The organism is Sphingomonas sp. T1 (genome assembly GCF_902506585.1).
Lineage (GTDB): Bacteria > Pseudomonadota > Alphaproteobacteria > Sphingomonadales > Sphingomonadaceae > Sphingomonas > Sphingomonas aerolata.
Genome location: NZ_LR733875.1, coordinates 1,016,950 through 1,042,063, shown reverse-complemented (window position 1 = coordinate 1,042,063; position 25,114 = coordinate 1,016,950). Strand labels below are relative to the sequence as shown.

Here is a 25,114-nt window from a genome sequence, read left to right as displayed (position 1 = left end):
GCGGCAAGGTGGACGCTGACTTTGCTTCAAGCCTAGACCAGCACCTTCTCCGGCCTGCCAATCTCGTCGAGAACCGTGTCGGCGGCGATCTCCATCAACGGTTTGATGTGGCCGTCACGCATGTCGTAGACCCAACCGTGTAGTGCCAGTTCCTGGCCCTTGGCGAATGCATCCTGCACCGTCTTGGTGCGCGCGAGGCGAACGAGCTGGTCGCGGACGTTGACCTCGACGAAGCGATTGACCTTGGCCTCTTCGGTAGGCTGCGCATCGATCTCGTCGCGGTGATCGCGCAGCACTTCGCGCGCAGTGTCGAGCCACTCGTCGACGGGACCGTCCAGGCCACCTTGCAGCGTACCCATGATGCCGCCGCAACCGTGATGGCCGCAGACGATGACATGCTTCACCTTCAGCACGTCGACCGCATATTGCAGCACCGACATCAGGTTCAGGTCGTGATCGTTGACGAGGTTGGCGATGTTACGATGGATGAACATCCCGCCCGGCTGAGTCATCGTCATCTGTTCGGGGCTGACGCGGCTGTCCGAGCAGCCGATCCACAGGAATTCCGGCTTCTGGCCGACCGTCTGGCGGCTGAAGAAGTCGGGGTTCTCGTCGGTATGCTCTGCAACCCAGGCCTTGTTGGCGAGCAGCAGCTGTTTGTAGCGTCTCATGTGTACAGAACCTCGCTCGATGGCGCGTTGATCAACGCAGCACGCTTGCCGGCGATATCGCCGCGCAGGCTGACGGTGATACCGCGATATTCCGCGCCTTTGATGAACGCGTTGATGATGTCGATATTGTCGAGGTCGACATAACTGGTCGACGACAGGTCGATCAGCACCTGCGTATTGTCGGGCACGCGGTTCAGCGACTTCTGCAATTCATATTTGTGGATGAAATACAGGTTGCGGCGGGCACGGACGAGGCAGTCATCGCCATCGCAGGCAAAGGTGATCGCGGTACGGAAGTTGCGCGCAATGACGAACACGAAGCCGACAACGATGCCAATCACGATGCCCTCGAGCAAATCGGTGAACAGGATCGCGCCGACCGTGACGACGAAGGGGATGAACTGCGTCCAGCCCTGCTTGTAGCGTTCCAGAAACAGCTTCGGCTTGGTCAGCTTGTAACCGGTCGCGATCAGCACCGCGGCAAGCGCGGAGAGCGGGATCAGGTTAAGCAGCGACGGAATCAGTGCAACGCTGATCAGCAGCCAGAAGCCGTGGAGCATGGTCGAAAGCTTGCTCTCCGCCTTGGCGTCGACATTGGCCGACGATCGGACGATCACCGACGTGACGGGAAGCCCGCCGATCATGCCCGACAGGATGTTACCCCCGCCCTGCGCGAGCAACTCCCAGTTCTTGTCGGTGGAGCGACGGCGCGGATCGATCTCGTCGACCGCCTTCACGCTGAGCAGCGACTCCAAGCTCGCGACGATTGCGAGCGTGACCGCAGTCGTCCAGACGATGCCCATGCTGATGCCGGAAAAGTCCGGGAGCGTGAACAGCGTGGGAAATTCGGAAAGCTTCTGCGTGACGGGTACCTGGACGAGATGTGTCGCCTGGAGCTGCCAATCAGGCTTGACCGCGCCCAGCAGCGCGTTGCCGAGCACGCCGATCAGGACGACGACGAGCGGGCCGGGGACGAACCGGAGCGGGCCATTCTTCGGTTTCGCGCCGTCCCACCAGAACAGGAATGCCAGGCTGATCCCGGCAATCAGGATCGCACCGGGGGTCACGCTCGCGCTCAGGCTGTCGATGATTCGCGAGAAGGTGTTGACGCCGTTGGCGGTGGAGAATTCGAAGATCCCCTCGGCCTCGCGGTCGAAGCCGACCGCGTGCGGAATCTGCTTGAGGATAAGGATCAGGCCGATCGCGGCCAGCATCCCGGTGATCACCGAGGAGGGCACGAATTCGCTGAGGATACCCGCGCGCGTCAGCGAAAAGCCGATCTGAAGCACGCCCGCCAGCACGACGGCCATCAGGAACATCTGGTAGCTCGGCATGCTTTCGATCGCCGCGAGGACGATCACGGTCAAGCCTGCAGCCGGTCCGCTGACCGACAAAGGAGATTTCGAGAAGAGCCCGACGGCGATGCCGCCGACGATCCCGGCGATGACACCCGCGAACAGTGGCGCACCTGACGCTAGCGCAACGCCCAGACACAGGGGCAGGGCGACAAGGGCGACCACGATCGACGCGGGAAGATCGGCCCGCCACGTGCTTAGCTTCGGAATGAGAGTTTGCACCAGGGCTCCTGTCGCCGCGACGTCGGCCGGGATGCGCCCGGAGCAGACGCTTTACCCTATGCCAGATGACAATTTATTCATGTTCATTAGGCGATGAACACCTCCTGACTCAAGGCGCAATGTCGGTCCCGGCCGCAGGTGCGGCCGCGTGGCTTGATTGTTTGGCGGTGCGGTACGCGGTTGCGTTGTCGGTGGGGACGCCTATCTCGAACGGCTATGGCGCGAAGCACGACACGTACACCCGATTGGGGATTTCCGCGGTGGCGCGGCTATGGCTCGAGCAGCGAGGCGGTGACGGTTCGATTGTGCGACCGGCACGGCTGCAACGAACCCGGCAATTGCCCGGCGCCGAAATCGCCCAACAGCCCGGACCGCTGGTATTTCTGCATGACGCATGCGGGCGAGTATAATCGCGGCTGGAATTATTTCGAAGGCCTGAGCGCTGAGGAAGCCGCCGAGCGCGAGGCGGCGGAGACGCGCACTGCGGATGGCTATGCGGATGCGAAGCATTATGCCTGGGCGGGATCGGGCGACGGCAGTCGGTCGCGCGACGAGATGCGCGCGCTTGAAGTGCTGCAACTCGAACCTGATGCGACGTTTGAGGATGTCCGTGCCGCGTGGCGGCGAATGGCCAAGGCCAATCACCCCGATGTGCGTCCGGGCGACAAGGATGCAGCAACACGGTTCCAGGGTGTCCAGGCCGCTTACGAGGTCTTGCGCGCCGCAGAGGATGCACGGACGTGGAAGCCGGCGTGATCCGCGTGCTGGCGAGCCGCTGGCAGGGAAGCGTGCTGGTCTGCGGCAAATGTTCGAAGAAGCTCGCGGGCGGGTTCGGCGACAAGCGCCGCACGCCGCTCGCCAAGCTGTTGCGCGCCGCGTTCGGGCTGAAGAAGGGACGCAAGGCCGACCGCGGCGTGGTCGAGGTCAAATGTCTCGGGGTCTGCCCGAAGAACGCGGTCGTGATGATCGATGCGGCCCAGCCCGACCGATGGATGCTGGTCCCCGCCGGCGCCGACGTTGGCGAGATCGTAACGACGCTGCGCGGGGGCGATGCCGCTCCGCCGTCCCCTTCTCGGGTGGAAGACGGCCTCAAGGCCGCCTAGCTGGCGTAGCGTTCGGCGGTCTCGCGGATCAACGCGATCATGTTCGGGATTCCCTGCGTCCGGTTCGAACTGAGTTGCTTGCCGAGATCGAACGGCGCCAGTTCCGAACCGATGTCGGTCGCGACGATCGCCGCCGGCGGTTGGTCCTGCACCGCCTGCAGGACGAGCGCGATGATCCCCTTGGTGATCGCAGCGTTCGAATCCGCAAGGAAATGGAGTCGGCCGTCGTCGGTCTTCATCGGATAGACCCACACGGATGCCGAGCAGCCGCGAACCAGCGTCGCATCGGTCTTCAGGGCATCGGGCATGGGTTCGAGATCGCGTCCGAGGTCGATCAGAAGGCGGTAGCGGTCGTCGGGTTCGAGGAAGTCATATTCCTCATGGATATCGGCTAGCTTGGGCATGGCGTCGCGGTACTCCCGCGTCATCTCGCCCGCAACCGCTGCGCGTGCGGCAGGACACGATTGCCGCGCTACAGGTCGACCCCGGCGGCGATCGCCTCCAGCTTCTTAATGCGTTCCTTCAGGTCGGCGATCTCGATGCGCGCGCCAGTCGACACCGCAACGGGCAGGCCGGTGTCGTGCGCTAGGTCGATCTCCAGGCGCCTGAGCGACAGCCAGCCGCGCCAGCCGGCGAGTCCCGCGGTGACGATCATCGCGAGCGCCACCAGGCCGGTCAGCGCGAGCGTGATATAGACGTTCGGTTCGGTCATGTCCGCCTCCTCCTAGCGGTCGCGGAGTCGCTCGATCTCTCGGTCGAGATCGACGCTCTTGTGGTTGTCGGTGATGACGCGTTCGAGCACCTGGATGCGCTCCTTCATCTGGCGCACCTCGTCGCGCAGACGCAGCGTGTCGGCGGTGTCAGCCGGGGCGGAAAGCGATCCTTGGGCTTGGTACCGCGCCCGGAGCACGCGGGAGACCGCCACGATCAAAACGATACAGACGACCATCGTGAAGGGATTCATCGGTCAGCTCCTGAATACGGATTAGTTTAGGGGGCGCTCGTCGCGGAGCAGGTCGATCTCGTCCGCCAGGCCGATCCCGCGGTCGGTGACGATCCGTTCCAGCACCCTCACGCGCTGTTCGAGACGTTCATTCTGTGCCGCATATTGCGCGGACTTTTCGGCGACGAGCTGGGCATCGATTTCCATCCGGCGCTGCCGATAGGCGAACCAGGGCTTCACGAAGACGCCGCCGAAGATCGCGAGCAGGCCGCAGGATATGCCGAGGATGGGGATGAGCAGGGGGCTGATCATGGCGGCGTCCTCTATCGAGGCTGGAGGCGGAGAGCCTCGATCTCGCGGGCGGTACGCTCCGCGGGATCGGTGGCGATGCGCTCAAGAACGGCAATCCGCTCTTCGAGACGGGAAACCTGGCCGGTCAGGCGCTCGTTCTCACCGGAAAGCAGTTCCAGCTTGCGTGCGTCGTTCGGGTCGACCCGGTGCGTCTTCCCGCTCCACTCATCCTCCAGCGCATAGCCATGCTTTGCGCGGATCCAGTTGTTGATCACCCATCCCATCGTCGTGATCGCGATGATCGCGACGACGAAACCCGGTCCACCCCAATTCATTGTCATTCTCCCCGTCTACGCCGCGTCTCAGCGCAGGCTGTCGATCTCTGCCGCGAGGCTGCTGCTGCTCCGGCTGGTATAGTGCGTCTCGATGTCGGCGAGACGACGGTCGATGTCGCGGAACTTGCTGCGGACCTCTGCGGTCGAGCGCTTCGGGTTCGAGCGGACGCCCTGCCAGAACTTCGCGTCGTCGGGCGTTTCGTACAGTCCGAACGGCTTTGGCTGTCCCATCCACGCGACCAGCCAATAGGCGATCAGCGTCCAGGGAAAGCCCCCGGCCAGCGTCAGCAGGACGACCGAGACGCGGACGATCAGGACATCGATCCCGGTATAGTCGGCGATCCCTGCGCAGACGCCCTTCCATTTGGCGTTCTGCTTGTCGAGGTAGAATTGGGTGCGGCTGGCGGACATTTCAGTTCCTCCGATCCATGTTGCGTTCAAAGCGGGAGTCGATCGGGCGGTCAGCCTGGCGATCGGACAGATAGGACGACTGGCTGGTGCCGAGCCCCGGCTTCCAGTCGGGATTATCGGCGGCGATGATCCGCTCGACCGTCAGCACCCGGTCCTCGAGCCGGCGGGCGAGGAGCTGCATCTCGTCGAGCAGTCGTTCGTCCTCATCGGTGATCTTGGGTGCGGTCTTCCACTTGGTGACATAATGCAGGATCAGCCAGGGCAGCCCGACGAGCGCGCCGAGAATGGCGACGAGTCCTTCGAAATCCATTTCAGTCGTCCTTCTTCAGGCGGGCCTTGAGCGCGGCGAGCTGGGCATCGACCTTGTCGTTGCTGCGCAGCTCGGCAATCTCTTCCTCGAGCGTCTTGACGACACCGAGCCCCATCGCGTCGGCGCGACCCTCGGCCTCGTCGACGCGGCGGTCGAGAATGTCGAAGCGGCTGAAAGCCTCGTGCGTCTTCGGGCCGTTATACATCTCGCGAAGCCGGGTGCGGTTGTTCGCGCTTTCCAGCCGCGTCTGCACCGCATTCTGCTTGGTCCGCGCCTCGCGCAGCTTGGTCTGCAGCTTGGCGATGTCCGCCTCGGACGCGCTGAGCGCGTCGTCGAGGACGCCGACTTCCGCCTTGAGCTGTTCGGCCATGTCGGACGCCTTCTGGCGTTCGACCAGCGCAGCCTTGGCAAGATCCTCACGGTCCTTGCTCAGCGCGAGCTCGGCCTTCTCGGTCCAGTTTTCCTGGAGCTGTTCCAGCTTGGCGATATGGCGGCGCATCTCCTTCTGGTCCGCGATGGTGCGCGCGGCGGAAGCGCGAACCTCGACCAGCGTTTCCTCCATCTCCAGGATGATCATCCGGATCATCTTGGCCGGATCCTCCGCCTTCTCGATGAGGTCGGCGAAGTTGGCGGCAACGATGTCGCGGGTGCGGGAAAAAATGCCCATGTAAATTCTACTCCAGGGTCTTCGTGCGGCGGACGAACCTTATGCCACGATTGCGGTGTGTCGCGTAGCGGGCGCCTGATGTGCGGGCGCCACCGCCGCAAGAATGAAGGTGGCGCTGACGACGAAGGTGCAGGCGAGCGTGGCGACGGTGCGGACGATGTCGGTCTTGATCATGATGTGTCCCCTTTGAGGCGATGGTAAGTTCCGCCTTTGGGCGGGTTGTCCAAAGCTTTGCATCAGTCGTGCCAGTTTTAGAAAAGCCCGGAAATCATGCGGTTGTGCCGGCAGAGCGTCGAGCGGGCAGATTGTTCCTTGCTATGCGTTGGGAATTTCCGCCACACTTTGGCAATGGAGAGAACAACGCAGGTCATCGGCCAGTCCGGCGCGTTCATGGGAGCGCTCGAACGTGCGTCGCGCGCGGCGGCGCTCGACCGACCGGTGCTCGTGATTGGGGAACGCGGTACGGGCAAGGAACTGGTCGCCGAGCGACTACACCGGCTGAGCCCGCGCTGGGACCAGCCACTCGTGATCATGAACTGCGCCGCGCTGCCCGAGACGCTGATCGAGGCCGAATTGTTCGGGCATGAGGCCGGTGCGTTCACCGGCGCGACCAAGGCACGGGTCGGGCGGTTCGAGGAGGCAGATGGTGGAACCCTGTTCCTTGACGAGCTGGGTACGCTGTCGATGGCGGCGCAGGACCGATTGCTGCGTGCCGTCGAATATGGCGAGATCACCCGGATCGGCTCATCGCGGCCGCTGCGCGTTGACGTCCGGATCGTGGCTGCGACGAACGAGCATCTGCCCGACAAGGTGATGCGGCATGAATTTCGCGCCGATCTTCTCGATCGGTTGTCATTCGAGGTCGTCACGCTGCCCCCGCTGCGTGCGCGCGCCGGCGACGTGATGGTGCTGGCGGACCATTTCGGTCGACGAATGGCGTCCGAGCTCGGTCGCGAGCGGTGGGAGGGGTTCGGACCTTCCGCACGCGCTGCTCTCGCGGACTATGACTGGCCGGGCAATGTCCGCGAGCTGCGCAACGTCGTCGAACGCGCGGTCTATCGCTGGGAGCATGAGGGGCCGATCGATGCGATCGAGATCGATCCATTCCAGTCGCCGCACAGGCCGGGCGCCGCGGACCGCAAGCCGGTCCTGCCACCAGCCCCAGCATCGCCGTCTGCCGGCGCGACTGGTAGCGCGACAGAGGATGACGCCGACGATCCAGTCGTCGCATGCGAGGACGGGCCGTCGGATTTCAAGTCGCGCGTGTCCCGGTTCGAGCGCGACCTGCTGTCGCGCGCGCTGGCCGAGCATCGCTTCAACCAGCGCGCCACCGCCGAGGCGCTCGGTCTCAGCTATGATCAGCTGCGACATGCCCTGAAGCGGCACGAGCTGTTGCACGCCGGCGCCTGATCGAGGTCCGATCCGCTTGTGTAACGACCGTCCGGGGACCATTTGGGGGCCGCGGGCGTTTGACGTCCGACCCCATTCACCCATTGTCTTTGAGGAGACTCCTGATGGCTTTCGAACTTCCCCCGCTGCCTTATGCCTATGACGCGCTCGAGCCCGTGATCGATCAGGAAACGATGAAGTTTCATCACGACAAGCATCATGCGGCATACACGGCTAAGCTGAACGAGGGCGTTGAGAAGGACTCCGCGCTTGCGGGCAAGTCGATCGAGGACATTCTCGGCATGATCTCGTCGCAGCCGCCGCTCGTGCGCAACAATGGCGGCGGTTTCTGGAACCACGACTTCTTTTGGAAGACGATGGCAGCCAAGACGGGCCAGGCGCCGTCGGGCAAGCTCGCCGAGGCAATCGATCGCGATTTCGGCAGCCTCGACAAGCTCAAGGAAGAGTTCAACACTAAGGGTGCAGGGCAGTTCGGGTCGGGCTGGGCATGGCTGATCGCCGATGACAGCGGCAAGCTTAAGGTCACGAGCACGCCGAATCAGGACAACCCGTTGATGGACGATGCCAAGGAGCCCGGTACGCCGCTGCTCGGCAACGACGTCTGGGAGCACGCCTATTACCTGACGTACAAGAATGATCGTCCGGGCTATCTGAAGGCGTGGTGGGATATTGTGAACTGGGATGTGGTCGGCGAGCGCTACGCGAAGGTCGCTGGCTGAGCCGATCCCGTTACCGTCATCCCGGGTTGGCCGGGATGACGGAAAAGGATTACCCTTCGGGCGGCAGGTCGGTTACGGCCTTGTCGCCCGTTTGCAATCCATGCTTGAGCAGCATTGGAATGTTGGCAAAGGCGAAGATCAACGTCATCGGGATCGCGCCCCAGAGCTTGAAGCCGACCCAGAAATCCCACGTGGTGTTGCGCCAGACGATTTCGTTCAACACCGCCATGAACACGAAGAACACGGTCCAGTTTCGCGTGAGCTTGCGCCAGCCCTCGGCCGTCAGTCCTGGATAAGCGGTGCCCAGCAGCGCCTGAAGCAGCGGGCGCCGGGTCACCAGCCCGAAGGTCAGGATGGCGGCAAACATCGCGTAGATGATTGTGGGCTTCATCTGGATAAAGCGCTGGTCATGGAAATAGATCGTCAGGCCACCGAATACGACGATCAGCGCACCCGACATCCACAGCATCGGCGAGATATGTCCCGCCTTTACCTTCGAGACGATCATCGCAACGATCGTCGCGACGATGAACGCGGTCGTCGCGGTGACGACTCGTGCGATCGGTGCGCCGGGGGTGAGGAAGTTCACTGCGAAGAAGATCGCGAGCGGACCATAATCGATCGCCATGCGCAGGCCGGGGGACAGGGGGGGCTTGGTCACTATTGTATCCAGGAATTGCGGTAAGACCGGAGAGCGGGGCGGCGTGTTATTTTCGGACGCTTTCGACGCCCGCGATGATCCGGCTGACCTCGTTTGCGTCGAACGGGCGCAGGTCCGTCATGCCTTCGCCGATACCGATCGCGTGGATCGGCAGGCCGTATTTCTCCGCCGCTGCGACCAGCACGCCGCCGCGCGCGGTGCCGTCGAGCTTGGTCATCACGACCCCGGTCACGCCCGCCACTTCCTTGAAGACCTCGATCTGCTGGAGCGCATTCTGCCCGGTCGTTGCATCGAGGACGAGGACGATGTCGTGCGGGCTCTCGGGATTGATACGGCCGAGCACGCGACGGATCTTGGCGAGCTCGTCCATCAGTTCGCGCTTGTTCTGCAGGCGGCCGGCGGTGTCGACGATCAGCACGTCGATCCCCGTTTCGGTCGCCTTCTTCACCGCATCCCAGACGACGCCCGCTGCGTCGCCGCCCTCCGGTCCGGTGACGATCGGCACGCCGACACGTTCGGCCCAGGTGCGCAACTGACCGATCGCAGCGGCGCGGAACGTGTCGCCCGCCGCCAGCATGACGCCGTAATCCTGTTCCATCAGCAGATGCGCGAGCTTGGCGATGGTGGTGGTCTTGCCCGACCCGTTGACGCCAATCACCAGGATAACCTGCGGGCGTGGGAAGGCGTCGATCTCGAGCGGCTTGGCGACCTTGGCGAGGACCTTTTCGACCTCTTCCGCGACGATGACGCGGATGCCGAGCTCTTCCATGTTGCGCTCGAAACTGCCCTCGGCAAGACGATGGCGGATGCGGCCGGCGGTTTCGGGACCGAGGTCCGATGCAATCAGCGCCTCCTCGATCTCGTCGAGCGTCGCATCGTCGAGCCGCGCGCCGCTAAGGCCCGCAAGATTGCCGACGAGACGGTCAGAGGTACGCTTGAAGCCGCCGATGAGTTTGTCGTGCCAGCTTGGGGTGGTGCTCATAGGGATTCCCGTGTTGCGCTCAGGCGCTCGCCCAGAACGCCGGTGATCGTGATTCGAAGGATGTCGCCTGGTGCCGCAGGCGCGTCCAGCAGGACTTCCGCGAAATTTCCGACATGGCCGCGGTCGCCCGGACGTTCGACCAGCAGGTGCTGCGTCGTCCCGACCAGCGTCTGCAACCATGCCGCGCGAACGGCCTGGCCCGTCTCGCGAAGGATCGCGCCACGCCGGCGGCGGATCTCGGGCTCGACCTGCGGCATCCGGGCAGCGGGCGTACCGGCGCGCGGCGAATAGGGGAAGATGTGCGAATGGACGATGTCGCAGTCGGCGATCAGCGCATGCGTGTTCTGGAACATCGCCTCGTCCTCGGTCGGAAACCCGGCGATCAGGTCCGCGCCGATCGCGATGTCGGGACGGGCAGTCTTGAGCCGCTGGACGAGCGCCACGCTCTCGGCGCGCGAATGACGTCGCTTCATCCGCTTCAACACCATGTCGTCGCCCGCCTGGAGCGAGAGGTGGACATGCGGCATGATCCGGGGCTCGGTCGTGAGCAGCGCGAAGAGCCTGTCGTCGATCTCGATGCCGTCGAGCGAAGACAGGCGGAGCCGCTCGAGCCGCGGCACGGCGTGCAGAATGCGCTCGACCAGCAGCCCGAGCGTGGGGGCGCCGGGAAGGTCGGGGCCATAGCTGGTCAGGTCAACGCCCGTCAGCACAATCTCGCGGTGTCCCGCATCGACCAGCCCGGCGACGCGGTCGACGACCGCGCCCGCGGGTACGGAGCGGCTTGGTCCGCGTCCGAAGGGAATCGCGCAGAAGGTGCAGCGATGGTCGCAGCCATTCTGGACCTCGACAAAGGCGCGGGCATGCGTCGAAAAGCTCGCGGCCAGATGCGGCGCGGTTTCGCGAACCTGCATGATGTCGCTGACGACCACCGGGGCGGGCATGTCCCAGGCTGCGGCGGAGAGCTTGTCGGCATTGCCGATCACGCGATCGACCTCGGGCATCGCGGCAAAGGCACCCGGGTCGATCTGGGCTGCGCATCCGGTGACGACAATCTGCGCATCCGGGCGATCCCGCCGGGCCCGGCGGATCGCAACCCGCGTCGCCTTCACTGCCGCGTTGGTGACGGCACAGCTGTTGACCACGACCATGTCCCGCCCGGCGACGAGCGCGCGGATGGTCTCGCTTTCGGCGATGTTGAGACGGCAGCCGAGGCTGACGACCTCTGGCAGCGGGGCAGACGGCATGTTGCGCGATCTAGGAGGGGCGGGGGGCAAAGTCCACGGCTTGCAGCGCCGGGCTGGAGTAAGGGTGGCGGCTCGGCAGTCAGCACGTCCGTGGTCAGAGTGCGGCGGGGCCGCGGTCAGCCTGCGAGTCGTGGCGCTATGCCGCGGACCGGCGGGAAGTCGCCATCGGGCTGGTGTGCGAGCAGGCGCTGTTCGGCGAGCAGCCGGCGCAGTTGCGCGGCGTTCATGGGGCGACCGTAGAGATAGCCCTGTCCCTTGGCGCAGCCGAGCGCGCGTAGCCGCTCCTCGACCGCGGCGTCCTCGATGCCCTCGGCGGTGACCGGCAGGTTCAGGCTGTCGCCAAGCCGGACGATCGTGTTGACGATCGCCATACTCTCCGCATTGTCGAGGATCGACGCGACGAAGCTGTGGTCGATCTTGATGCGGTCGAACGGGAGCGCGCGCAGATGTGCAAGACTCGAAAAGCCGGTGCCGAAATCGTCGAGCGCCAGCCGGATGCCCTGATTCTTCAGGCTGCCGACGATCGACTGGGCAAGCGCCAGATTGTCAAACAGCGCGCTTTCGGTGACCTCGATCTCGAGCCGGCTGGCGGGAAAGCCCGTCTCGACCAGCGTCTTGATGATCTTTTGCGCCAGCCACGCGTCACGCAGCTGGACCGGGGAAATGTTGATCGACAGCGTCAGCGCCGAATCCCAGTCGCGTGCCGCAGTACAGGCTTGGCGCATGAGCGACAGCGACAGGTCGCCGATGACGCCGATCTCCTCGGCGATCGGGATGAAGACGTCCGGGGGGATCATCCCGCGCGTCGGATGGTCCCAGCGCGCCAGAACCTCGAACCCGGTGGTAAGCCCCGTGGCGAGGTCCACCTGCTGCTCGAAATAGGGGATGATGTCCTGCGCGGCGACCGCAAGGCGGAGCCCGGATTCGAGTTCTCCGCGCACCTGCAGCGACTGCTCCATCGCGGTGTTGAACCAGACGTGGCGATTGCGGCCCGCCGTCTTGGCCGCGTGGAGGGCGATGTCCGCATTGCGCAGCAGCGCGTCGATCGAGGCACAGTCTGCGTCCGAGCGGGCGACGCCGATCGACACGGTGGCGTGGATGTCGACGCCGTTCGCACGGAAGGGCCGCGCGAAGCCGGTGACGAGACGCTCCGCGATCCGATCTGCCACCCCTTGATGCGCCGGATCGAAGACGAAGGCGCAGGCGAACTCGTCAGCGCCCAGGCGTGCCAGAAGGCTTGATGTGGGGGCGATGGCCGCGATCGTCTCCGCGACATGGACGAGCACCTGGTCGCCGACGGCATAGCCGTGCATGTCGTTGACACTCTTGAAGAAGTCGACGTCGATCGTGAGCATCGCCACCACCTTGCCCCGGCGTCTCGCGCTGCCGAACAGGGTCGCGCCATCTTCGGACAGACTGCGGCGATTGAGGAATCCGGTCAGCGAATCCCGCTGTGCCAGAACGCGGGCGCGATGACCCGCATCGGTCGCCTCGTTGAGCTCGGCAGTGAGCGTGCGATAGCGCAGGCAGCCAAACAGCAACAGCGCGACGTTGAGCAGCACGGCGACAACCAGACCCTGGTCGATACCCGAACTGCGTCCCGTCAGACGGGCAAAGATGCCGACCAGAACGGCGCCGCCGGTACCGACGAGCATCAACGCTGCAGCCCCGGTCACGGCGCCGGTGACGAATTCCCGGTTGATGGTGCGGGGCGAACGGGTCGCCGCCGGCGGTGCGGTCATGGGCTGGATCGCCTGTGAGGTCGGGGCGGACACACATATGACATAGCATAAGTGTAGGACCGGTTAAGAGCGTCGATCCGTCCAATATGGCGGGGAGGGGCTTTGACATTGGACGCCGTCGCAGCGCATCGACGGACGGGTCGCTTGCGTCGGCGGCCCGGGTCGCGTAAGCAGCACGCCACGTTCCGTTACGGGGCACATGTGACGAGCATCCAAGGATGCACGCTGGCCGGCGAGGTTTCGCCCGCCGGCGCTTTTGCGTTGGGCGTCGTCATGTGTCCGGTAATGGTGATTGGGAGTGTCTCGATGTTCGAAAGCCTGAGCGATCGTCTTGGCGGCGTCTTCGACCGCCTTCGCGGCCGGGGTGCGCTGACCGAAGCGGACGTGCGCGCGGCGATGCGCGAGGTGCGCGTCGCGCTGCTCGAAGCCGACGTCGCGCTGCCCGTCGCGCGCGAGTTCGTCGAGAAGGCGACCGAGAAGGCGATCGGCCAGAACGTCCTGCGCTCGGTCACGCCGGGGCAGCAGGTCGTCAAGATCGTCAGCGATGCGCTGGTCGAGATGCTGGGTGCGGATGCGTCCGAGCTCGATCTGGGCGTCACGCCGCCCGCGATCATCATGATGGTTGGGCTTCAGGGCTCGGGTAAGACGACCACCACCGCCAAGATCGCCAAGCGGTTGTCGGCAGGGCCGGGTGGGCGTGATCGCAAGAAGGTGCTGATGGCGTCGCTCGACGTCAATCGCCCGAACGCGCAGGAACAGCTCGCGACGCTCGGCACGCAGATTTCGGTCGCGACCTTGCCGATCGTCGCCGGCCAGCAGCCGGTCGATATCGCACGGCGCGCGATGCAGGCGGCCAAGCTGCAGGGCTTCGACGTACTGATGCTCGACACCGCGGGTCGACTCCACGTCGACCAGGCGTTGATGGACGAGATGAAGGCGGTCGCCGATGTCGCGAACCCGGCCGAGATCCTTCTCGTCGTCGACTCGCTGACGGGTCAGGATGCGGTCAACGTCGCGCAGAACTTCTCCGACCAGGTGCCGCTGACCGGTATCGTGCTGACCCGTATGGACGGCGATGCGCGCGGCGGTGCGGCGCTGTCGATGCGTGCGGTTACCGGCAAGCCGATCAAGTTTGCGGGTACCGGCGAGAAGCTCGATGCGCTCGAGGCGTTCCATCCCGAGCGGGTCGCCGGGCGTATCCTTGGCATGGGCGACGTCGTCAGCCTCGTCGAGCGCGCCGCGGAGTCGATCCAGGCCGAAGATGCCGAGCGGATGGCGGCCAAGATGGCCAAGGGTCAGTTCGACATGAACGACCTGCGTGCTCAGCTGGCGCAGATGCAGCGGATGGGCGGGCTCGGTGCGCTGGCGGGTATGATCCCCGGCATGAAGAAGGCGCAGGGCGCGGTCGCTTCGGTCGGCGGTGAGAAAGTTCTCGTCCACATGGATGCGATGATCGGTTCGATGACCATCAAGGAGCGCGCCAAGCCCGAGCTGATCAACGCCAAGCGCAAGATCCGCATCGCCAAGGGCTCCGGCACCACGGTGCAGGAGGTCAACAAGCTGCTCAAGATGCACCTCGAAATGTCGACCGCCATGAAGAAGATCAAGAAGATGGGCGGCATGAAGGGCATGATGGCGATGCTCGGCAAGGGCGGCATGGGCGGCGGTCTCGGCGGCATCGGTAACGCGATCGGCGGGCCGCAGATGGGCGACATGCTCAACAAGGCCGGCGCAGGTGGGCTCCCCGGGGGCAATTCCGGGGGTGGCCTGCCGGGCCTGGGCGGCAAGATGCCGCAGCTGCCTGCGGGCTTCGACGATTTTCTGAAGAAGAAATAACCTCTTACTCAACCCCATTACCCCGGCGTTTGCCGGGCGAAATATTAGAAAACGAAGGAAAATATCATGGCAATCAACATTCGTCTCGCACGTGGCGGCTCCAAGAAGCGTCCTTATTACAAGATCGTCGTTGCCGATGCGCGCAGCCCGCGTGACGGCCGCTTCATCGAGAAGATCGGCAACTACAACCCGCTCCTCGCCAAGGACAACGAGCAGCGCGTGCAGCTCGACGCCGATCGCGCGAAGCATTGGCTGAGCGTCGGCGCACAGCCAACGGACCGCGTCGCCCGCTTCCTCGACGCAGCAGGCGTTCTCGAGCGTTCGGCACGCAACAACCCGAACAAGGGCAAGCCCGGCGAGAAGGCCACCGAGCGCGCTGAAGAGCGTGCGACCAAGGCGGCTGAAGCTGCCGAGGCCGAAGCAGCTGCAAAGGCGGCACCTGCTGCCGACGCGGAAGCTCCTGCTGAGACCGAAGAAGCCGCTTCGTAAGATCGTCTTCCTCGTCATCCCAGCGAGGGCTGGGATCCAGAGCCAGGGACGGCAGCGTCCTCGGCTCTGGATCCTGGGTCTAGCCTAGGATGACGGCTTGGGGTGGGCGATGCCCGCACCCGAATGGCGGTTCATGCGTTCTTTGTCGGTCCATCACCCACAAGGAGCGCATGATGACCCCCGATCCAGATCCCAGAACAGCCCCCGCACCCGAGGACATCGAAGATGCCAGCAATGAAGGCGTCTCCGCCGACGACCCCGCAGAAGGCGCCGACGACACCCCTGGACCCGACACCGGCTCCGCGCAGGGATAAGGTCACGCTCGCCGTCGTGATCGGCGCGCACGGCATCGGCGGCGAGGTGCGGCTGAAGGTCTTTGCCGAGACCATGTCGGGCTATAAGAGTTTCAACGACGGTACGCTGACGCTCAAGTCCGCGCGCCCTGGCAACAACGGCACGATCGCCCGCTTTGCCGAGGTCGCCGATCGGAACGCTGCAGAAGCGATGCGCGGGACCGAATTGACGGTGCCGCGATCGTCGTTGCCGCCGCTCGAGGATGGCGAATATTACCACACCGACCTGATCGGGCTCTCCGTCGTCTCTACCGATGGTGAGGCGATCGGGCGCGTTGTCGCGATTGATAATTTCGGTGCGGGCGACGTGATCGAGATCGAACGGCCGACGGCAAAGCGGTTCATGGTGCCGATGCGCGTCGAGGCGGTTCCAGAGTGGGATGCCGAGCGACTGGTGGTCGAGGCGTCCTTCGCTACCGAATAATGCCCTCCGGGCTTATTGTTGGTGAGGCATCCGAAGTCAGCGCCGGATAGGGCGCTGTTCCGACAGCATGTTGCGGATGGTCGTCGCGGCCACCCCGGCCTCGCCCATCGCGTGGCTGATCTGGTCGAGCCCCTTCACGACGTCGCCCGCTGCGAACAGCCCGGGGATCGAGGTGCGCTGATGGTCGTCGACCTCTAGGCAACCTTCGTCCGTCGCGCGGGCACCGGCGGCGACCGCGAGTTCCGACCGGATCACCGAGCCTAACGCCGGATAGACGCTGTCGAACGAAAGTCGCCCGTCGACCGTGTCGAGCGCGAACCGGTTGTCTTCGATCGCGTAGTTGCCGCAGGGGCCGCCGACGCGGACGATACCGGCGTCGTCGAGGGCCGCCTCGCAGGCGGGATCGAGATCATGGCCGCCGTCCGGGGCGATCAGCGTCACGTCGGCGGTGTAGCCGCGCAGGAACAGCGCCTCGCGCATGCCGTGGTCGCCGGTGCCGATCACGCCGACACGCTTGTCGGTGACCTCATAGCCGTCGCAGATCGGGCAATAGCGGAGCAGTCCGGCCTCCAGGGCCTCGTCATGGAGCGCGTCGGGCATGGCGGGGCGGTTGTTGACGACGCCTGTTGCCAACAGGACGCTGCGGGCGCGGGCGCGGCGGTCGCCGAGGCGGACGGTGAAGCCGTCGTCGTCTACCTCGATCGCATCGACCCGCGCGGCCTCGCGTACCGCCCCATAGGTCTCGGCCTGCGTCAGCATCCGGGCGAGGAGGTCGGTGCCGCGGATGCCTTCGGGGTAGCCGGCGTGGTTGTGCGTGCAGGGGATCAGCGCGGCGCGGCTGCTGCCGCAGTCGAACAGCCGGATCGAGAGGTGGAACCGCGCGAGATAGATCGCGGCGGTGAGGCCTGCGGGGCCGGCGCCGATGATGATGCAATCGTCCATCCCGCTATAAGCGCGGCGCGGCGAATCCGTTCCGGTGGCGAAACGCTCGATCGCTATCGCAAGCCGGGCGCGGGAGTGATAGCGGCGTGCGGCATGAGCTATTGTCGTTGGTCGGAAGGCGATCTCCACGCCTATGCGTCGCACACCGCGGACGGGGTGCGCCGGTATGTCGCGCAGGTCGCCGAGCCTGCGATCGAACGGTGCGGGGTGGAGGCGGAATATGTCGAGGACAGCGCCGACGCGTTCCTTGCACGCCTGAAATGGCTGAAGGCGCGGGGGTGTGAGTTTCCAGCCGACGTCGTCCCCCAAATCCTCGCCGCGGCGCAGGAGGAGGCGCGGCTGGCACGGCTGGCGGCGGGCGAGCTGCCCTGGGCGGCGACGATCGTGACGCTGTACCCCGAGATGTTCCCCGGGCCGCTCGGCACGTCGCTGGCCGGGCGGGCGCTGGGGGAGGGGCGGTGGTCATGCGAGCCCGTCCAGCTGCGCGACTTCGCGACCGACAGGCATCGCTCGGTCGACGATACGCCGGCGGGCGGCGGGGCGGGGATGGTGCTGCGTGCGGACGTGGTCGCCGCGGCGATCGACAGCGTCGCGGACGGGCGGCCGGTGCTGGCGATGACGCCGCGCGGCAGGCCGCTGACGCAGGAGCGCGTCCGTGAGCTCGCCAGGGGCCCGGGCGTCACCGTGCTGTGCGGGCGGTTCGAGGGGTTCGACGAGCGCCTGTTCGAGGCGCGCGATATCGAGGAGGTGTCGATCGGCGACTATATCCTGTCGGGGGGCGAGATGGGGGCGCTGGTGCTGCTCGATGCTTGCATTCGGCTGCTGCCCGGCGTAATGGGCGCGGCTTCTAGTGGGGATGACGAGAGCTTCGAAACGGGGCTTCTCGAATATCCGCATTATACCCGACCTCAGATATGGGAAGGGCGCGCGATCCCGCAGGTGCTGCGATCGGGGGATCATGCGAAGATCGACGCATGGCGCAAACGCCGCGCGGAGATTGATACACGGTCACGGCGACCGGACCTTTGGGAGCGCCATGAGGGCGCTCGGGTCCAGTCGCCCTCTGGCGCGCGGCGACACGAGGACTGACTATGAACCTGTTGCAGACGATCGAAGCCGAGAACATCGCGAAGTTCCTGGCCAACAAGACGATCCCCGATTTCCGCCCCGGCGATACGCTGAAGGTCGGCGTGAAGGTCGTCGAAGGCGAGCGCACCCGTATTCAGAACTATGAGGGCGTGTGCATCGCGCGCTCGAACAAGGGCATGGGCAGCAACTTCACCGTGCGCAAGATGAGCTTCGGCGAGGGCGTCGAGCGCGTCTTCCCGCTCTACTCGCCGAACGTCGATTCGATCGAAGTCGTCCGCAAGGGCGCCGTGCGTCGCGCCAAGCTGTATTACCTGCGTGGCCGTACCGGCAAGGCAGCGCGTATCGCCGAGCGTCGCGACATGCGCCCCGCCAAGGGCACCGCAGCCGCCGAGTAATCGGATCCTGCGAGACGCGATCGAGGGCGCGGGGGCGAAGGTCCCCGCGCCCTTTTTCGTGCGCGGCGTCCGGCGTCCGGCAGGGGTCGGGCCAGGGGCGGGGGCCGCGAATGTTGCGAATGTTGAGACGATAGCGCGTTTTTTCGCGCGGGGGTGACGACCCCCTGTCGGGCATGACCCGGCGACCGCTGAGGCGGGGGTGCGAGTCGAGGCTGGATCAGACCAGGCCATGCGGGCAGGCTGCGCTTTTTGTGGCATTTTGGCCAGCAGCGTTCCTTACAGCGGGCCGGGCGGTGACGAGCGCCATGGAGGGCCGCCCTCGTGACTCTGGATCCTGACTTTCGTCAGGATGACGGCGTGGGAGGGGCGGCGGCGCTTGTGGCCCTGGGTCCTGACGTTCGTCAGGATGACGGCGTGGGAGGGGCGGCAGCCCTTGTGACCCTGGATCCTGACGTTCGTCAGGATGACGGCGTGGGAGGGGCGGCGGCGCTTGTGGCCCTGTGTTCTGACGTTCGTCAGGTTGACGGTGTGGGTGGGGTGGTGGCCTGTGTGGTTCGAGGGCCGCGGTGTTGAGGCGGGCGGCGCGGGGCCGGGTCAGGCGTCGCGCCAGCGGCCGGGGGCGAGATCCGCCAGGGTCCAGTCGCCGATGCTCCAGCGGACCAGCCGGAGCGTCGGGTGGCCGATCGCCGCGGTCATCCGGCGGACCTGGCGGTTGCGGCCTTCGCGGATCGTGATCCTCAGCCAGCAATCGGGGATGCTCGCGCGGACGCGGATCGGCGGCACGCGCGGCCAGAGGTCGGGTGCGGCGATCCGTGCGACCTCGGCGGGGCGGGTGGGGCCGTCCTTCAGCACGACGCCGTCGCGCAAGGCATCGAGCGCGGCCTCGCCCGCCTCGCCCTCGACCTGCACGAGATAGGTCTTGGCCAGCTTGAACTTCGGATCCGCGATCCGCGCCTGGAGGCGGCCGTCGTCGGTCAGCAGCAACAGCCCCTCGCTGTCCCGATCCAGCCGCCCCGCCGGATAGACGCCGGGCACCTCGACGAACTGCGACAGCGTCGCGCGCGGCGTCGGCGACTTCTCGTCGGTGAACTGGCTGAGGACGTCGTAGGGTTTGTTGAAGAGGATCAGGCGGGGCATGGCGGGGCTTTAGCGGGATTCCGAGTTGGTTTCGACCGCAGTTGTCGCTTCGCAAGGCTGTATCGGTGGAGCCCAGGGGAAGCCCCGGCAAACCCGCTAACTACTGATAAGCAAAGGCTTTTTATTTCGGCGTCGGGACCGTTGTATTAGCCCTTTGTACTAACTCCAGGCAATAGGAGCCGAGTTATTTTATACGATGATGCGGCAATTTAACAAACAGTAGCCCATGATGAGGAGGCAATAGCCATACGCGCACCAGCCTCGCGGGCACGCTGTGCAACGGCATCGGCCCCGATCATTTCAGCGTGTAACTGCACCCCTAAAAGGGTCGTCCACGCCAGCTGCATAAAATGTATTCGACGCTCTAACGCTTCCACCGCAATCATGTCTGTTTTTAAACCAACGCTGGTCACGCCTCGTAAAATCGAGATTCCAGTGACGTGAGACGATCCCGCGGATAACATTCTGTGAAATCCGTATAAAATGTCAACGCCACCCTTCTTTGCCAGATTAGGCCAGTTTAGCCTTTTAGACACGGTATTGGCGGGCATTTTGGCCTTTATGATCTGCAATACCTCCTTGGCCTCTTTTACTGACTTGCCGCCGAAATGGCTATCTTGGACACTGATTTGTCCCTCTATAGTAGACGCTGTATCTTGAAGCATTAGAATCACAAATTCCGCTCCCAGACTTTTATTGGCAGCAATGCATATAGCCGCCTCAACCGCAGACCGCAGAACGATTGAGGCTTCTAAATTCATTTCACTCTTCCAAAGCAATGTATAGCCCTGATGATTGCTCCATAGCCGTCTAAATAGCATTATAGATAACATCTTGGGATCATTGGTAAGACCCTCAATCTCCTTGGATATATCCCATAAATCCTTTCCCAAGGCGGTCACATCATTATACAGAGCAACCTCTTCCATCGTCGGGTCGGTCATTGCGGCATCTCCAAGTCCGAACATGCTAGCGCCCTAGGCCCAAAAATTGCTAGAGATTTGCGAGGGGGCAATTCTAACAAGAGTGAGCGCGGTTTACCCCGTATACCCGGTTAGCCTCTCTGGCGATTATGACACGCCTAGCGCGACCTGCATTATCGCGCGTGGTTCTCCATCCCCGCATGACGTGTCGCAGTCGCCAAACGATCCGCTTCTTGCACTGTCCAGAATGGCCTAGCGACGCTGCATGAAGCGCCGGCGGGCTGAGGGTGGCGTTAAGCTCACGCAAGCTATTGCGGATGCTCTCGGCAGCTATCCCTTTCCGACACATAAGACGTGTTTCCCCGCGAAGGCGGGGATCCAGACTGGGCTCCCGCCTTCGCGGGAGAACAGGGGAGGGCATGGTGTCTTGCGAACGCCGGCTCGTCGTTGTTCGGGGGATATGGGGGCCAGTGCTTTCTCGCATTGACGCCGGTACGAAAACGAAAAAGGCCGCGGTGTTTCCACCGCGGCCCGTTCGTTCGATCAGAAATTCCCCAACCCTTACTGGTCGAGGAAGCTCCGCATTTTCCGGCTGCGGCTCGGATGCTTCAGCTTGCGCAGCGCCTTCGCCTCGATCTGGCGGATGCGCTCGCGGGTGACGCTGAACTGCTGGCCGACCTCTTCCAACGTGTGATCGGTGTTCATGCCGATGCCGAAGCGCATGCGCAGCACGCGTTCCTCACGCGGGGTGAGGCTCGCCAGCACGCGCGTGACGGTTTCCTTGAGGTTGGCCTGGATCGCGGCATCGACGGGGATGATCGCGTTCTTGTCCTCGATGAAGTCGCCGAGATGCGAATCCTCCTCGTCGCCGATCGGCGTTTCGAGGCTGATCGGCTCCTTGGCGATCTTCATCACCTTGCGGACCTTCTCGAGCGGCATGGAGAGGCGCTCGGCCATCTCCTCGGGCGTGGGCTCGCGGCCCTGCTCGTGGAGGAACTGGCGGCTGGTGCGGACCAGCTTGTTGATCGTCTCGATCATGTGGACCGGGATGCGGATCGTGCGGGCCTGGTCGGCGATCGAGCGGGTGATCGCCTGGCGGATCCACCAGGTCGCATAGGTGCTGAACTTGTAGCCGCGGCGATACTCGAACTTGTCGACCGCCTTCATCAGGCCGATATTGCCCTCCTGGATGAGATCCAGGAACTGAAGACCGCGGTTCGTGTACTTCTTGGCGATCGAGATCACGAGACGCAGGTTTGCCTCGACCATCTCCTTCTTTGCGATACGCGCCTCGCGCTCGCCCTTCTGGACCATGTTGACGATCCGGCGGAACTCGGTGAGCGCCATGCCGGTCTGCTGCGTGATGTCGGCGATCTCGGCGCGGATGCGCTCGACCGCCTCGCTCTCGTTGGCGACGAACGCGGTCCACTTCTTGTCGACCTTGTTGACCGTCGCCAGCCAGTTCTCGTCGATCTCGTGACCGATATAGCGATCGAGGAAGTCCTTGCGCGGCACCTTGTGGCGTTCGGCGAGGCGCAGCATCTGGCCGCCCAGCGCGGTCAGGCGACGGTTATAGGCATAGAGCTGATCGACGAGATATTCGATCTTGGCGTTGTGGAACTGGACGCTCTCGACCTCGGCCGTCAACTCCTCGCGCAGCTTCTGGTACTTGCGCTCGTCGGCCGCGGAGAAATCGCCGCCGATGCCCATCGCGTCGACGCGGCTCTGCTGGATCTTGCTGAACTTCTTGTAGAGCGCGGTGATGTTGGCGAAGCGCTCGAGCGCGATCGGCTTGAGCTGCTCTTCCATCTGCGCGAGGCTGAGGGTGTTGTCCTCCTCCTCGTCGTCGGACGCGCGCGGGGCGCGGCGCTCGCCATCCTCGTCCTCGTCGGCGGACGGCTCTTCGGGCTCGGCCTCTTCCTTGAACGAGGGGCCGGCGTTCTTCTCGCTGATCTCGCCGTCGTCGGCCTCGCCGTCCTCGGCCATCGCCTCGGGCGCGGGGTCCTTCGAGAGCATCGCGTCGAGATCCATGATCTCGCGCAGCTGCATCGTGCCCTCGTTGAGCGCGGTCGACCAGTCGATGATCGCGTTGAAGGTGATCGGCGATTCGCACAGGCCCAGGATCATCGTGTCGCGACCCGCCTCGATCCGCTTGGCGATGGCGATCTCGCCCTCGCGGCTGAGCAGCTCGACCGCGCCCATCTCGCGAAGATACATGCGGACCGGATCGTCGGTGCGATCGACGGTCTCCTTCTTCTTCTCGATCGCGGGGCCTGTGTCGGCTTCGGCGTCGGCGGCCTCGGGCTCGTCGTCGTCGTCCTTGGCGGGCTCGGCCTCGCCTTCCTCGCCGGCTTCGTCGTTGTCGACGATGTTGATGCCCATCTCGCTCAGCGCGGCGCTGATGTCCTCGATCTGGTCGGACGACATCTCGCCCTGCGGCAAGGCCTCGTTGAGCTGATCATAGGTGATGTAGCCACGCTTCTTGGCGCGCGCGATGACCTTCTTGATCGACGCATCGTTCATGTCGATCAGTGGCGCATCGCCGGTGTCGTTCGTCTCGGCGGGTTCCGCCATGTTCGCCTTAGCCATCAATCGCCCTCGGTACCCAACGCTCGGGCGTCTTCGTTCGACTGTACAAGATTTGCAAGTCGGACTTCCAACGCCTGTTTCTCTCTTACCATTGCCACTTGTCGTTCGAACGCATCTTCGGTGAAGTGCGTCTGCATCGCCGCGGTCGCCTGTTTGAGCGCCGCATCGACCTCGGGACGCGCGACCATGATCGCGATCGCCTCGTCTAGGTCGGCGCGGACGCGGGCGGGATCGGCCGTGGTCTGCGTGAACGAGTAGGGCATCGTATCGGCTCGCAACAGGTCACTCGCGACTGAATTGAAACCGGACCTCGCCAATATGGTGAGCAAGCGGCCGCTATCAAGCTTCTGGTCCTCAAGTGCAACATCCACGACCGCCTCGAACAGCCGGCCGAGCGCGCCGTCGATGAGTTGCAGCGGCCCCAGCACCTCCATGTGACGGGCGATCTCGACCGGATGGCGGATCAGCCCGGCGAGCACCGCCTTCGCCAGCACGCGGTCGATTCCGGTGGCGAGGAAGGCCTTTGCGTCTTCGGTGACCGGCGCGGAGGGGGGCTTCCACCCGCCCTTGGGGCGTTCGCCGCGGGGGACGAAGGGCGCGCGGACGGGTTTGAAATGCTTGTAGAAGCGGTCCTTGAACTCGGACTGATATTCCTGCTTCACCGACGCGTCGGCGATCCCTTCGGCAAGCTCGTGGAGGCGGCGCTTGAGGCCGGCGCGCTGTTCGGGGGTGTCGAGCGCCTCCGCGGCGACTTCGGACGCCCAGAGGCGGTCGACGAGCGGTTCGGGGGCCTTCAGCAGCGCCTCGAACGCGCCGGGGCCGCCTGCACGCACCAGATCGTCGGGGTCCTGGCCCTGCGGGAGCGTGACGAAGGCGAGGCTGCGGCCGGGCGCGAGCAGGGGGAGCGCGCGGTGCGCGGCGCGCAGGGCTGCCTTCTGGCCGGCAGAGTCGCCGTCGAAGCAGAGGAGGGGGACGTCGACCATCCGCCACAGCCGTTCGAGCTGTGCCTCGGTGAGCGCGGTGCCGAGCGGGGCGACCGCTTCGCCAAAGCCTGCCTGGGCGAGCGCGATGACGTCCATGTATCCTTCGACGACCAGCACGCGGCCCGATTTCCGCGAGGCGGGGGCGGCCTTGTCCAGATTGTAGAGCGTGCGGCCCTTGTCGAAGAGCGGGGTGTCGGGGGAGTTGAGATATTTGGGCTCCCCGCCGTCGAGCACGCGCCCGCCGAACGCGATCGTCCGGCCGCGCGGATCGCGGATCGGGATCATCAGCCGGCCGCGGAACCGGTCATAGGGGTCCTTGCCCTCGACGTTGATCAGCATGCCCGATTCGATAAGCATCGGGTCGCCGTAGGTCTTGAGTGCGGTCTTGAGCTTGCCGCGGCTGTCGGGGGCGAACCCCATGCCGAACGCGCGGGCGGTCTCGGGGGTGATGCCGCGGCGGTCGAGGAGGGCGCGCGCGTCGTTGCCCGCGAGGCCGTTCAGCTGCTCGACGAACCAGTCGGCGGCGTCGGCCATGACCTCGTGCAGGCCCTTGGCGCGTTCGGCCTTGGCGGCGGACTGGCGGTCCATCGCGGGCATGTCGAGCCCAGCGGCCTGGGCCAGTTCCTTGACCGCGTCCATGAACGGCAGGCCGCGCTGGTCGGTCATCCACTTGATCGCGTCGCCATGCGCGGAACAGCCGAAGCAGTGGTAGAAGCCCTTGTCGTCGTTGACGTAGAAGCTGGGCGTCTTCTCGTTATGGAACGGGCAGCAGCCCTTGTGCTCGCGCCCCGCCTTGGTGAGCTTGGTGGTCTTGCCGATCAGCGCCGACAGCGACGTACGGCCGCGCAGCTCGTCCAGAAATTGCGGGGTCAGGGCCATGCGCGCGAG

At 64.7% G+C, this 25,114-nt stretch carries 29 protein-coding genes; 9 read left to right on the top strand and 20 right to left on the bottom strand.

All coding sequences use genetic code 11. The features are described from left to right. Positions 1-32: 32 nt before the first annotated feature. Both GV027_RS04595 and GV027_RS04590 read right to left on the bottom strand, forming a co-directional pair. Positions 33-671: a carbonic anhydrase gene (locus GV027_RS04595; RefSeq protein ID WP_159511118.1), complete on the bottom strand. Its 639-nt coding sequence runs from the start codon at positions 669-671 to the stop codon at positions 33-35. Then, a complete protein-coding gene (locus GV027_RS04590) occupies positions 668-2,248 on the bottom strand; it encodes a SulP family inorganic anion transporter (RefSeq protein ID WP_051916675.1) in 1,581 nt (526 codons plus the stop codon). Before GV027_RS04590 ends, GV027_RS04595 begins: the two co-directional genes overlap by 4 nt. A 216-nt stretch (positions 2,249-2,464) precedes the next feature. Between GV027_RS04590 and GV027_RS04585 the strand changes: the two genes are divergently transcribed. Both GV027_RS04585 and GV027_RS04580 read left to right on the top strand, forming a co-directional pair. Further along, complete coding sequence (locus tag GV027_RS04585; protein ID WP_159511117.1) at positions 2,465-3,004, top strand: J domain-containing protein; 540 nt, start codon at positions 2,465-2,467, stop codon at positions 3,002-3,004. Beyond that, a complete protein-coding gene (locus tag GV027_RS04580) occupies positions 2,989-3,351 on the top strand; it encodes a (2Fe-2S) ferredoxin domain-containing protein (protein ID WP_328799374.1) in 363 nt (120 codons plus the stop codon). Before GV027_RS04585 ends, GV027_RS04580 begins: the two co-directional genes overlap by 16 nt. On the opposite strand, the gene GV027_RS04575 is transcribed toward GV027_RS04580, so the two are convergent. The 9 genes from GV027_RS04575 to GV027_RS21655 all read right to left on the bottom strand — a co-directional run bounded on the left by GV027_RS04575 (position 3,348) and on the right by GV027_RS21655 (position 6,482). Beyond that, positions 3,348-3,755, bottom strand: a complete 408-nt coding sequence (locus tag GV027_RS04575) for a SufE family protein (RefSeq protein ID WP_159511116.1) — start codon at positions 3,753-3,755, stop codon at positions 3,348-3,350. The two genes, GV027_RS04580 and GV027_RS04575, sit on opposite strands and share 4 nt — an antisense overlap. A 68-nt stretch (positions 3,756-3,823) precedes the next feature. After that, on the bottom strand, positions 3,824-4,063 hold the full coding sequence (locus GV027_RS04570; RefSeq protein ID WP_159511115.1) for a hypothetical protein: 240 nt from the start codon (positions 4,061-4,063) through the stop codon (positions 3,824-3,826). A 12-nt stretch (positions 4,064-4,075) separates the two neighbouring features. Further along, complete coding sequence (locus GV027_RS04565; RefSeq protein WP_031439668.1) at positions 4,076-4,315, bottom strand: hypothetical protein; 240 nt, start codon at positions 4,313-4,315, stop codon at positions 4,076-4,078. A gap of 21 nt (positions 4,316-4,336) precedes the next feature. Beyond that, on the bottom strand, positions 4,337-4,606 hold the full coding sequence (locus GV027_RS04560; protein WP_031396338.1) for a hypothetical protein: 270 nt from the start codon (positions 4,604-4,606) through the stop codon (positions 4,337-4,339). An 11-nt stretch (positions 4,607-4,617) separates the two neighbouring features. After that, entirely contained in the window at positions 4,618-4,920 is a 303-nt protein-coding gene (locus tag GV027_RS04555) for a hypothetical protein (protein ID WP_056680443.1), read from the bottom strand. Between the two features lie 27 nt (positions 4,921-4,947). Next, the gene (gene pspC, locus GV027_RS04550; RefSeq protein WP_031396336.1) at positions 4,948-5,331 is read right to left on the bottom strand and encodes an envelope stress response membrane protein PspC; all 384 of its coding nucleotides are present in this window, start codon (positions 5,329-5,331) and stop codon (positions 4,948-4,950) included. Position 5,332: 1 nt separating this feature from the next. Next, on the bottom strand, positions 5,333-5,641 hold the full coding sequence (gene pspB / locus GV027_RS04545; RefSeq protein WP_159511114.1) for an envelope stress response membrane protein PspB: 309 nt from the start codon (positions 5,639-5,641) through the stop codon (positions 5,333-5,335). 1 nt (position 5,642) lies between these two features. Beyond that, a complete protein-coding gene (gene pspA / locus GV027_RS04540; RefSeq protein ID WP_031396334.1) occupies positions 5,643-6,308 on the bottom strand; it encodes a phage shock protein PspA in 666 nt (221 codons plus the stop codon). A 39-nt stretch (positions 6,309-6,347) separates the two neighbouring features. Then, positions 6,348-6,482 (bottom strand): hypothetical protein, encoded by a 135-nt coding sequence (locus tag GV027_RS21655; RefSeq protein ID WP_260171278.1) that lies wholly within the window; start codon positions 6,480-6,482, stop codon positions 6,348-6,350. A 174-nt stretch (positions 6,483-6,656) separates the two neighbouring features. On the opposite strand from GV027_RS21655, the gene pspF reads away from it, so the two are divergent. Next, positions 6,657-7,718 carry a phage shock protein operon transcriptional activator gene (gene pspF / locus GV027_RS04535; RefSeq protein WP_159511113.1) on the top strand — a complete coding sequence of 354 codons (1,062 nt, stop codon included), beginning with the start codon at positions 6,657-6,659 and terminating at the stop codon, positions 7,716-7,718. 104 nt (positions 7,719-7,822) lie between these two features. Then, positions 7,823-8,437, top strand: a complete 615-nt coding sequence (locus GV027_RS04530) for a superoxide dismutase (RefSeq protein WP_159511112.1) — start codon at positions 7,823-7,825, stop codon at positions 8,435-8,437. A 49-nt stretch (positions 8,438-8,486) separates the two neighbouring features. On the opposite strand, the gene GV027_RS04525 is transcribed toward GV027_RS04530, so the two are convergent. The 4 genes from GV027_RS04525 to GV027_RS04510 all read right to left on the bottom strand — a co-directional run bounded on the left by GV027_RS04525 (position 8,487) and on the right by GV027_RS04510 (position 13,066). Then, positions 8,487-9,098, bottom strand: a complete 612-nt coding sequence (locus tag GV027_RS04525; protein WP_268893535.1) for a septation protein A — start codon at positions 9,096-9,098, stop codon at positions 8,487-8,489. 46 nt (positions 9,099-9,144) lie between these two features. Then, on the bottom strand, positions 9,145-10,080 hold the full coding sequence (ftsY, locus tag GV027_RS04520) for a signal recognition particle-docking protein FtsY (RefSeq protein ID WP_031396330.1): 936 nt from the start codon (positions 10,078-10,080) through the stop codon (positions 9,145-9,147). Beyond that, entirely contained in the window at positions 10,077-11,324 is a 1,248-nt protein-coding gene (gene mtaB / locus GV027_RS04515; RefSeq protein ID WP_159511111.1) for a tRNA (N(6)-L-threonylcarbamoyladenosine(37)-C(2))-methylthiotransferase MtaB, read from the bottom strand. The genes ftsY and mtaB overlap by 4 nt, the downstream gene beginning before the upstream one ends. Positions 11,325-11,440: 116 nt before the next feature. Beyond that, on the bottom strand, positions 11,441-13,066 hold the full coding sequence (locus tag GV027_RS04510) for a putative bifunctional diguanylate cyclase/phosphodiesterase (protein ID WP_042466603.1): 1,626 nt from the start codon (positions 13,064-13,066) through the stop codon (positions 11,441-11,443). A gap of 306 nt (positions 13,067-13,372) precedes the next feature. Between GV027_RS04510 and ffh the strand changes: the two genes are divergently transcribed. From ffh to rimM, 3 genes are all read left to right on the top strand, one after another. Further along, positions 13,373-14,902 (top strand): signal recognition particle protein, encoded by a 1,530-nt coding sequence (ffh, locus tag GV027_RS04505; RefSeq protein ID WP_056405683.1) that lies wholly within the window; start codon positions 13,373-13,375, stop codon positions 14,900-14,902. Positions 14,903-14,968: 66 nt separating this feature from the next. After that, positions 14,969-15,391: a 30S ribosomal protein S16 gene (rpsP, locus tag GV027_RS04500; RefSeq protein WP_159511110.1), complete on the top strand. Its 423-nt coding sequence runs from the start codon at positions 14,969-14,971 to the stop codon at positions 15,389-15,391. A gap of 234 nt (positions 15,392-15,625) precedes the next feature. Further along, entirely contained in the window at positions 15,626-16,168 is a 543-nt protein-coding gene (gene rimM, locus GV027_RS04495; protein WP_159512727.1) for a ribosome maturation factor RimM, read from the top strand. A gap of 36 nt (positions 16,169-16,204) precedes the next feature. Here rimM and GV027_RS04490 read toward each other — a convergent pair whose 3' ends face one another. Continuing rightward, complete coding sequence (locus GV027_RS04490) at positions 16,205-17,110, bottom strand: NAD(P)/FAD-dependent oxidoreductase (protein WP_159511109.1); 906 nt, start codon at positions 17,108-17,110, stop codon at positions 16,205-16,207. A 363-nt stretch (positions 17,111-17,473) separates the two neighbouring features. On the opposite strand from GV027_RS04490, the gene trmD reads away from it, so the two are divergent. Continuing rightward, the gene (gene trmD / locus GV027_RS04485) at positions 17,474-18,199 is read left to right on the top strand and encodes a tRNA (guanosine(37)-N1)-methyltransferase TrmD (protein WP_159512726.1); all 726 of its coding nucleotides are present in this window, start codon (positions 17,474-17,476) and stop codon (positions 18,197-18,199) included. 2 nt (positions 18,200-18,201) lie between these two features. Further along, the gene (gene rplS / locus GV027_RS04480) at positions 18,202-18,594 is read left to right on the top strand and encodes a 50S ribosomal protein L19 (RefSeq protein ID WP_031395442.1); all 393 of its coding nucleotides are present in this window, start codon (positions 18,202-18,204) and stop codon (positions 18,592-18,594) included. Positions 18,595-19,188: 594 nt separating this feature from the next. On the opposite strand, the gene GV027_RS04475 is transcribed toward rplS, so the two are convergent. The 4 genes from GV027_RS04475 to dnaG all read right to left on the bottom strand — a co-directional run bounded on the left by GV027_RS04475 (position 19,189) and on the right by dnaG (position 25,105). Further along, positions 19,189-19,731, bottom strand: coding sequence for a pseudouridine synthase (locus GV027_RS04475; protein ID WP_159511108.1), 543 nt, complete (start codon positions 19,729-19,731; stop codon positions 19,189-19,191). Between the two features lie 209 nt (positions 19,732-19,940). Further along, the gene (locus GV027_RS04470; protein WP_159511107.1) at positions 19,941-20,675 is read right to left on the bottom strand and encodes a hypothetical protein; all 735 of its coding nucleotides are present in this window, start codon (positions 20,673-20,675) and stop codon (positions 19,941-19,943) included. 540 nt (positions 20,676-21,215) lie between these two features. After that, positions 21,216-23,243 carry an RNA polymerase sigma factor RpoD gene (gene rpoD / locus GV027_RS04465; RefSeq protein ID WP_031440180.1) on the bottom strand — a complete coding sequence of 676 codons (2,028 nt, stop codon included), beginning with the start codon at positions 23,241-23,243 and terminating at the stop codon, positions 21,216-21,218. Next, entirely contained in the window at positions 23,243-25,105 is a 1,863-nt protein-coding gene (dnaG, locus tag GV027_RS04460; protein WP_159511106.1) for a DNA primase, read from the bottom strand. The genes rpoD and dnaG overlap by 1 nt, the downstream gene beginning before the upstream one ends. Between the last annotated feature and the right edge of the window lie 9 nt (positions 25,106-25,114).